Source organism: Protofrankia sp. Cr2 (assembly GCF_963555885.1).
In the GTDB taxonomy this organism is placed as follows: Bacteria; Actinomycetota; Actinomycetes; order Frankiales; family Frankiaceae; genus Protofrankia.
Genome location: NZ_CAUVXG010000040.1, coordinates 11,010 through 19,118, shown reverse-complemented (window position 1 = coordinate 19,118; position 8,109 = coordinate 11,010). Strand labels below are relative to the sequence as shown.

11 protein-coding genes and 2 pseudogenes are annotated in these 8,109 nt (G+C 67.9%); 5 read left to right on the top strand and 8 right to left on the bottom strand.

Annotated elements, in window-relative coordinates; genetic code table 11:
* The first annotated feature begins 658 nt into the window (after positions 1 to 658).
* A complete protein-coding gene (locus tag U9978_RS17120; protein ID WP_322762142.1) occupies positions 659 to 1,054 on the top strand; it encodes a type II toxin-antitoxin system RelE/ParE family toxin in 396 nt (131 codons plus the stop codon).
* The gene (locus U9978_RS17115; RefSeq protein WP_322762141.1) at positions 1,051 to 1,389 is read left to right on the top strand and encodes an XRE family transcriptional regulator; all 339 of its coding nucleotides are present in this window, start codon (positions 1,051 to 1,053) and stop codon (positions 1,387 to 1,389) included. The genes U9978_RS17120 and U9978_RS17115 overlap by 4 nt, the downstream gene beginning before the upstream one ends.
* Before the next feature lie 658 nt (positions 1,390 to 2,047).
* Here the strand turns inward: U9978_RS17115 and U9978_RS17110 are convergent.
* The 4 genes and pseudogenes from U9978_RS17110 to U9978_RS17095 form a co-directional block, all read right to left on the bottom strand.
* Positions 2,048 to 2,356, bottom strand: coding sequence for a hypothetical protein (locus U9978_RS17110; RefSeq protein WP_322762140.1), 309 nt, complete (start codon positions 2,354 to 2,356; stop codon positions 2,048 to 2,050).
* 239 nt (positions 2,357 to 2,595) lie between these two features.
* On the bottom strand, positions 2,596 to 2,862 hold the full coding sequence (locus U9978_RS17105; RefSeq protein WP_322762139.1) for a GNAT family N-acetyltransferase: 267 nt from the start codon (positions 2,860 to 2,862) through the stop codon (positions 2,596 to 2,598).
* Positions 2,863 to 2,913: 51 nt separating this feature from the next.
* Positions 2,914 to 3,522 carry a hypothetical protein gene (locus tag U9978_RS17100; RefSeq protein WP_322762138.1) on the bottom strand — a complete coding sequence of 203 codons (609 nt, stop codon included), beginning with the start codon at positions 3,520 to 3,522 and terminating at the stop codon, positions 2,914 to 2,916.
* A pseudogene (locus tag U9978_RS17095) lies at positions 3,519 to 3,791 on the bottom strand (fluoride efflux transporter FluC); the annotation flags it as partial. The pseudogene U9978_RS17095 and the gene U9978_RS17100, both read right to left, overlap by 4 nt.
* Before the next feature lie 228 nt (positions 3,792 to 4,019).
* On the opposite strand from U9978_RS17095, the gene U9978_RS24140 reads away from it, so the two are divergent.
* Positions 4,020 to 4,247 (top strand): transposase family protein, encoded by a 228-nt coding sequence (locus tag U9978_RS24140; RefSeq protein WP_416211012.1) that lies wholly within the window; start codon positions 4,020 to 4,022, stop codon positions 4,245 to 4,247.
* On the opposite strand, the gene U9978_RS17090 is transcribed toward U9978_RS24140, so the two are convergent.
* Together U9978_RS17090 and U9978_RS17085 are read right to left on the bottom strand one after the other, a co-directional pair.
* Positions 4,158 to 4,940, bottom strand: coding sequence for a hypothetical protein (locus U9978_RS17090; RefSeq protein WP_322762137.1), 783 nt, complete (start codon positions 4,938 to 4,940; stop codon positions 4,158 to 4,160). The two genes, U9978_RS24140 and U9978_RS17090, sit on opposite strands and share 90 nt — an antisense overlap.
* Before the next feature lie 4 nt (positions 4,941 to 4,944).
* A complete protein-coding gene (locus U9978_RS17085; protein WP_322762136.1) occupies positions 4,945 to 5,226 on the bottom strand; it encodes a hypothetical protein in 282 nt (93 codons plus the stop codon).
* A gap of 199 nt (positions 5,227 to 5,425) precedes the next feature.
* Here U9978_RS17085 and U9978_RS17080 point away from each other — a divergent pair.
* Both U9978_RS17080 and U9978_RS17075 read left to right on the top strand, forming a co-directional pair.
* Positions 5,426 to 5,596 (top strand): annotated as a pseudogene (locus U9978_RS17080) (AAA family ATPase); the annotation flags it as partial.
* Positions 5,597 to 5,885: 289 nt separating this feature from the next.
* Positions 5,886 to 6,830 (top strand): IS110 family transposase, encoded by a 945-nt coding sequence (locus U9978_RS17075; protein ID WP_322762135.1) that lies wholly within the window; start codon positions 5,886 to 5,888, stop codon positions 6,828 to 6,830.
* Positions 6,831 to 7,062: 232 nt separating this feature from the next.
* Here the strand turns inward: U9978_RS17075 and U9978_RS17070 are convergent, their stop codons facing one another.
* Together U9978_RS17070 and U9978_RS17065 are read right to left on the bottom strand one after the other, a co-directional pair.
* Positions 7,063 to 7,830 carry a transposase gene (locus U9978_RS17070; protein ID WP_322762167.1) on the bottom strand — a complete coding sequence of 256 codons (768 nt, stop codon included), beginning with the start codon at positions 7,828 to 7,830 and terminating at the stop codon, positions 7,063 to 7,065.
* Between the two features lie 74 nt (positions 7,831 to 7,904).
* The coding region (locus U9978_RS17065) for a hypothetical protein (RefSeq protein WP_322762134.1) at positions 7,905 to 8,109 on the bottom strand (205 nt) is incomplete at its 5' end.

Genomic DNA, 8,109 nt, shown 5'->3' with positions numbered 1-8,109 from the left:
CTCCCCGGCCGATTCCGGCAGCAACTCGACCAACCCGGCCCACACCTCCTTGGCACTGACCGGCACCAACCGGACCGCCATCTGGGAGTCGATGTCCTCGGCGCGCAGCGGCTCGGCCGGTGCCTCCCGCCGCCAGAACCCGGCCGGACCGGCATCAATGACGACCAACGACCGCAGCTGCAGATCGCCGGGGGCCGCTCGCTGTCCAGCCGGCCCACCATCCCAACTGACCGTCAACTGTTAGAGAACACGCTCAGATGCGTTGCGTAGCCGATTCTGGGCATATGCAGCAGATCAGTCAAAAGGGTTGAGCCAGGAGCCGACCTTGCGCGCACTGTGGACCACCGCCGTCGCACCCGCGTCCACCGCATTAGTGGTCGGCGCCGGACGTTCGTCCAACGAGGGGTCCCCGGCCAGCGCGAAGCGGTGGACGGGGTACGTGCCGGCGCCAGACGGCGCCTCGCGTCATCGCTGCCCGCACGCCGCTTCGCGCCGCACGGGTACCCCGGCCCCGTCGGCCCACGTAGAACACCGCTACCTGGACCTCCTCGCACCTCGCGACGCACCCACCCCAACCCCACTCCTTGATCCGCATTCCCCTCGGTGCGACGAGTGGAAGAAAGACGTCAGGAGGCGCCGGTTTTCGGGCGGAAAATGTATGCCAACCATCCACTCGTGCCGGGCCGGCCACCCACCAAGGCGTCGCTGCCACCGCGGCTACACATCCCCGCGGCCACCCGCCGGCCCCCACTCGGCCGACCTCGTCGAGGACGCCATCGATCGACTAGCCCTCGCAGGCCCGACCCTCGGCCGGCCGCTGGTCGACCGGATCAAGAATGCACGTCATCACAACATGAAGGAGCTACGGCCGGGCTCCGCAGGCACGAGCGAGATTCGGATCCTGTTCGCCTTCGACCCGGTCCGCCGGGCGGTGCTGCTGATCGCCGGAGACAAGTCCGGTAACTGGCAGCGCTGGTATAAGACCGCGATACCCACAGCGGATGAACGCTATGACCGGCATCTTGCCGAGATCGAGAGAAGGGACTACCGATGACAACGATGAGATGGGACGCCGTCAAACGCCAGGCCGAGCAGGCACGCCTCGCCGCCGGCCACCCGGTGCGGACCGACACCGACCGCGAGGCCGGGCAACGGCGCCTCGACGACGAGACCCACGCCTACCGACTGGCCGAGGTCCGGCGCGGCCGCAGTCTGACCCAGCGTGAGGTTGCTGAAACCATAGGTGTATCCGGTCCCCGCATCTCCGATGTGGAACGCGGAAAGCTGGACGTGGTGTCGGTGTCAGTCCTGCGCGCCTACGTCGAGGCACTTGGCGGACGGCTGAAGGTCACGGCCGAGTTCGACGACTCGAGCTACATCGTCGCCTGACATCGCCAGCCATCACCAGCCATCACCGAACAAAGCGGTAGCCCGCAACGAAGCTGCCCATTACTCAGCAAGCATGTGGAGCGCGGGTGCACCTGTCGACCTGTGGGACCAGGTGCTGACCGTTGCTACTGGCCCATTCACGCCGGAACACGATGGACGGACGAACGGATCGTCTTCGCCACCAGCACCGGTGGGCCGATCGAGCACCGCAACGACATCCGCGCCTTCAAAACGCTCTGCGCGACGACGGGGCTCCGGCCGGTCCTGACCAGGGACTATGCCGAATGACCGCCGCAGCGGGCGACCTCGCTATCGTATCGAACATGTGTTCATGTTTCTTGGGTGGATGGCGACCGACGGAGCCGGGGTACCCGTGCATCGCGAAGCGATGGACGCGAAGCGATGGACGCGAAGCGATGACGCGAGGTGCGTGCCCCAACCCCGCGACGCCGCGTCCCCTGTTGCCGGTCGCTCTTACTCCGTGCCCGCGCTGCGTCTCCGCCCTGCCGGTTTCGGTCACGCCTCTGGCCGTTCGGGCTTTCCGCCCATTCTTGGTCGTCTCGCGGGCCGCTGGTGGCAACCCTGCTCCGTTCGGCCGCCTGACTCTGCGAGAGGGGGTGCATCCAGGCCCAGGGGATCGGCCAGCAGGACGACAGGCTCATGGATGCTGGTCGAGAAGCTTCGCGGCCTCGGCTGGTTCCATTTCGACGCCGCCGACCGCGTCGAGTTCGGCGCGGGTCATCCCTGCGAGCATCGCTATCCGCGACGCGCGGCTGCCGTCGAGCTCGCTCAGCAACTCCCGCATCCCGGGCTGCATCTCCTCGCGACGCGCGTCCAGGTAGAACGCGACCGCCGCCTCGACGAGATCCTTCTTGCTCATGTGCAGGTAGTGCGCGCCACTGGTGATCAGTTTGTCCCCCTCTGGGGAGACCTTGACCGCAACCTGCCGGGGCGCCTGCTCGATCATCACCGCGTCCGTTCCCTTCCCGCCAGAGACCAGGTCGTCAGTACCTCCAGTACCTCCAGTACCCGCCGAAGGTTGCCTCCGCGCACGACGGCCCAGTACCAATGCCGCCCGACCGGGCCTGGGGGTGAGCGGCCGCGTCAAGACCCTCACCGCGGCCAACGCCGCCCTCGTCCTGCTCGTCGTGGTGACCGGCACCGCCGCCGGACAACTCGCCGGCCAGCTCCCGATCTGCCTACCCGTCATCGGCTGTGCCCGGGGCTGCGGGCAATCGTGTTCATGCCCGCGTTCTCCTGATGCGTGGCGGTGACCAGCTCGTCGACGTCGAGGCGAGCGAACCCGAGGTCGAGCGCTGCCGTGATCGTCTCGGTGCCCAGACGTTGGCCCCACCGGTCCCGGCCGATCGACACAGCGACTTCCATGCCTGGCCAGCCCTGTGCGACATCCTCGCTGCTCAGCCCACGCGCGATCGCCGCCCAGAACCGCTGGTGATGCTCTCGCCGCGCCACCGGCCGCCGCCCTGGCGACCGCAGCCCCGCCGCGCTACTGGCGGATGTAGGTCAGAGGACGAAGGCCGGGTCGTCGAAGCCGATGTCGCGCATCAGGCCTTGCGTGAAGACCACCACGATCTCGTCTCCGAGGACCAAGAAGTCATTCATTTCCGGCCAGTGTGGCGTGGCGGCGACGAACCAGACAGGTCCGGCGTCGAAGTCGAGGCGGAGCGCGACCGGGACCTCGACCGAGTACGGCGGTGCCACGATCTCGCCGGTTCCGTTGAGTCGTCCGGGTCCGACGTCGATCCGCTCCCACCAGATGGCGACGTCGTGCACCGGGGTGTGGAGCTTGTCAGCCCACCGGGGAGCCCCGTCATCCGGGCCGGCCCGTTTCGGGCCGAACTCGTCGGAGACGAGGTGGCGGTCGATGGGATCGGCGAAGACCTCGACGCCGTAACAGAAGAACGTGTTGGTCCAGATGATGGTGAACGGCCGGGCATCGGTGGTGAGCTCGACACCCATGACGGCGTGATGCCAGTCGCCGTAATCCCATGGTTCCTGCTCACCGTCGGAAGGATGAAGACCCCGGTAGCTCACCGCCTCGACGCTCACGCCGCGCAGTGCAGCGGCCTTCGCCTCGAAGGCGGAGCGGTTGGCTGTCGGTTTCGGTCTCATGGCCCTATGTTCCCGAGCGCGCCGGCCATCGTCGCGGCCAGATAGCCAAGCGCCAGGCCGGCCCGGCCCGTGTCCAGAAGCCGTTGCGTGTCCACCGCGTAGGTGGAGAAGGTCGTGAATCCGCCGAGGACCCCGGTGCCGAGAGACGGGCGGACCAGGGGGTCCGCGGTCCGGACTTCGGCGGTCCGGACCTCGGCGATCAGGACCATCAGCACGCCGATCGCGGCGCAGCCGGACACGTTCACCGCCCACGTCGTCCACGGAAACGCGCATTGAATGCATTCGATATGACTTTTGACGGCCGCCTGACTGTCGACTGAAAGTAATCCCAGAAAGATTCCTTACACCGTTATCTTGGCTCTGCCAAGATAGGCTCTGCCAAGATTCCGGTGGTGACAGGCAGTCGCCGTGCAGGTATTGTCAGCGTTGTGTGACGCCGATTTCCTGAAGGTCGTTTTTCCTCTTTCCTGAAAGTCGTTTTTCCTCAGCTCGCTACGGTGTTCATCGATCGGGTCGTCGATGAGGGGTCGGTGGTACGGGTCGTTGCCCGGACCCGGGCCGGGCCGCTGCCCTGTCCGCGCTGCGGCACCGTGACCACCCGGGTGCACGGCTATCAGCGCCGCCGCCTGGCAGATCTACCGGTCGGGGGCAGGCCGACAGTGATCGAGCAGCTGGGCGGCGGCCTTGGGGTCCATGAGGTTGGACCAGGCATGCTCGGCGGGTAGGAGGTGCCGCTCGGGGAGCGCGTATTCGGGGAACCAGCCGTCGGCGGCGCAGCCCGGGACGCGGGAGAGGATCACGGCCGTCAGGTCGGTGGGGACGGAGCCGGTGATCCGGACGGCGACGTAGGTTTCGTGGCCGTGGTCGGCGCGGACGAGCAGGCCGAGTCGGAAACCGGAAAGGTCGACCGCGTGCTCATGGCCGTCGCGTAGCGAGCCGCGGGCGAGGTCGCGGATCACGGTGTCGAGACGTTTTGCGAGTCTGGTCCCGGCTTCCAGGAGATAGCGGTCCTGGTCGTCGTCCCCTGGGAGCAGATGCTGGCTGTAGGTGTCGGTGGTCAGCGGTTTGTCGTGCTCGGCGTTGTAGCGCTGTCGGGCGGCGCGGGCCTGGGAGTGCAGCGCGGTGTAGAAGTCGTCGGCTGAGCCGTCCTCGCGGTGGCCGGCGGCGACGAGCCAGTCGCGGGCCTCGCTCTCGGCTTGGTCGGTGTGGGTCGCGCCGCGCCATCGGCCGATCTTGACTTTGAACAGGACCACGTCGTCGATGGCACGGATCCGCTCGTGCGGGGTGTCCGGGTCCGCGAACTGTTCGTTGGCTTTGGTCAGCAGTGGGTGGTCGACCTGGTCGAGGGGAGTGCTGGCCGGCGGGAGCGGCAGGTGCAGGTCTTCGCGCAGGCAGCGCAGTGTCGGACGGACCGGCATGTGGCTACTCGTCCCAGTCGCCGACGCCGCCGAGCTGCTCGATCCGCTCCGGCGACAGGCCGGTCAGCGCGGCCACACTCGCGGACAGGGAGCCGTCGAGGACCTTCATCGAGGCGGCCATGCCTCGACGGATCTCCTCGCGGCGCTGGTCAAGGTAGGCCCGGACGGCATCGGCCACGAAGTCCTTCTTCGACATGCCGAGAAAGTGCGCGGCCTGCGAGATCAGCTCGTCCGTCGCAGGGTCGACCTTGAGGGGGGCCTGGCGACGGGGTCCGACGGTGGTCATGACGCTCACCTCCCTTAGCCATGGTACCCAAGTACCTCAGGTTGCGTTCTGATCCCAAGGGGTTCGGGCAATCGGGCCACCGCAGGCAGGTGGTGGACGCCGCCTGGCGGCAGGCCGAGGAGCTCGCCGAGCGGGTGGATATCCCCGCCCGTGTCGTCGCGGGTTGGCTGACGCTGCTGGCAACGTTGAGGACCCGACGGTGGTGTGGCCGGCGGGTTCGGTGCTGATCGTGGATGAGGCGACGCAGGTCGCGACCCGCGACGCCGAACGGCTTCCGCGTTGCGCCGCCCATATCGGCATGGTCGTGATCGCGCTGGGTGACCCGGCGCAGCTTGGCGCGGTCGGCGCCGGCGGCTGGTTCGCTCACCTCGTCGCCCAGAGCGCCGACGTTCCGGCGCTGACGACGGTGCACTGGCAGGCTGGCGCGGATCTCGCGCCGGTCCGCGCCGCTCTCGGCGTGCTGCGCTGGAACGCCTCGCCGCGGACGGCCGCATTCACCTTGCCGACTGCGCCTGGTCGAGGACGCGCTACTGCAAGCGGCCGAACCGGCCCGGCACCAGACCGCACTGCTCGGCCCCAAGCCCACCTCCGGCCCAGACACGGATCGGCGGGCCCCATCCTCGGCCCAACTCCTGCGCACCCTCATCGACACGATCATCGTGGGGGTCGTCGGGGACAGCGAGACGGTGAACGTGACCATCGTCTGGGCTGGCGGCCACCAGACCACGGGGCAGGCCGCCCGCCCGGTCGCCCGCCTCGACCAGCTGTCCTACTATCCCCAGCTGGTCGCACGGGTCACCGAGCTGGCCGGGCGCGGCCTGTCCAGCCGGCAGATCGCCGACCAACTCAACACCGACGGGCTGCGCCCACCCAAACGCACCGACCGGTTCGGCCCCGGGCAGATCCTGACTCTGACCCGCCGGCTGGGGATCGGGATCCACCACCCCCGCGGCACCCGCACCGCGCTGACCGACCTGGGAGCGGACCGCTGGTCGGTGGCCGAACTCGCCGTGGTCCTGGAGATGCCGACCGCCACCATCTACAACTGGATCTACCGGGGATGGATCATCGCAGAACGTCACCCCGACGACAGGTCCTGGATCATCGTCGCGGACGACGCCGAGATCCACGGCACCACCCGCACCGAGGTGCTGCGGCTGTTGGCCTGGCTGCAGGAACATCGGATTGAGGTAGTGGTCATCGAAGCAACCTCCGACTACTGGCGCTCGGTCTACTACACCCTGCAGCCGTATCTGAACCTGATGCTGGTCAATCCCGCCCACCTCAAAGGCATTCGCGGTCGCAAGACCGACCCGAGCGACGCGGCGTTCCTCGCCCGGGCCGGCGCCTCCGGCCTGGTCATGGCCTCCTTCGTGCCGGCCCGTGAGATCCGGGAACTCCGGGATCTGACCCGTCGCCGGACCGAGATCGTCCGCGCGGTGGGACGAGAAGCCCAGCGGCTGGAGAAGGAACTGGAAGAGAAACTGCATGAAGCTCACCTCGGTGATCAGCGATGTCACCGGGGCCACCGGCCGCGCGATCCTCACCGCTTTGCTCGGCGGGGAACGGGACCCCAACCGCCTGGCCGACCTCGCGTGCGGTAAGGCACGCCAGAAGATTCCTGCCCTGATCGAGGCGCTGGACGGCGAGTTCACCGACCACCACGCCTTCATGGTTCGCCACTACCTGAGCGATGTCGGCCATCAAAGACAAGACCTCGTACCTGGCCGTGTTCTACCGCCGCATCGCCACACGCAGAGGCGGCAAACGGGCCTTGGTCGCAGTCATGCACAAGCTGGCCATCGCGATCTGGCACATCCTGCATGACAAGGTTCCCTACCGCGAACTCGGTGCTGGCCACCTCTCCACGCGCACTCCCGAACGAACCATGCGACGCATGATCAAGGAGGCCAACCGTCTCGGCCTCACCCTCCGGTTCGAGCCCATCGCAGCGGGCTGCCCATGACCGGTGCACGTTATTTTCGGGTCAGCATGCCGAAAGATCAGCCGCATAGCTCGGCGCAGGTTGTTGGCCAGGTCGTTCTCGGCGCCCCGGGACAAGCCACGGACTTGCGACCGTTCGACGACCAAAATCAGCAGGTCGGCGGCCTCACGCGGCTGTCCGCTCTCGGCCAGACGGCTGATGAGATGCCCCATGGTTCCGAGCAAGCCGGTATCTGTCGGCGCGGCGGCCGCAATGGCCAGGGTCACCTGACGGTCGATCTGGTTCAGTGGCCGGCTGCGGCAGGGCAGCTCCAGCCAGCTGTGGGCGACAAGCCGGGCACGGAACTCCGCCAGCACCGACGCGTCGAACCCCCGGTCGTCCAGCTCCATCCCCAACGCGTAGTTCCAGTCCATCCCGAACCGGACCCGCGCCACCGCCGCCCGGTCGGTCAGGTCCTCGGCCACCTGCAGCACCGTCACCAGCGCCAGCCGTCCCGGCGACCAACCCGGCCGGCCCCGCACCCCGAACGCGGCGGCGAACCTGGCATCGGCGAACAGCCCACCGGGCTCGTCACGGACCCGCATCGCCAGCGGGTATGCCGCTGCCCGCGCTGCCCGCACCGTCGCTTCCGGGATCTCCGGCCACGGCTGCGGTTGCATCGACACCACACGCTCCATACTGCGGCCGGGAACGAGGGGAAACCACCGCCATCAGACCATCCACCCGATGGAGATCAACAGGCGGGTGCCGCACCAGAGCGAAATAGGACAAGTCGAATTAAGAAGAGCACCTTCACCTCGGTCGACAGTTCGTCGAAGAACGCCTTGAGGTAGCGGCGGTACCCGGCGCTGTCGGGTAGCAGCGGCAGGTTCGGGGCCAGGCCGCAGAACTGGCGGTAGCCGGTGGACTGCTCGCCCTGGTGACGCACTCCTGAACCA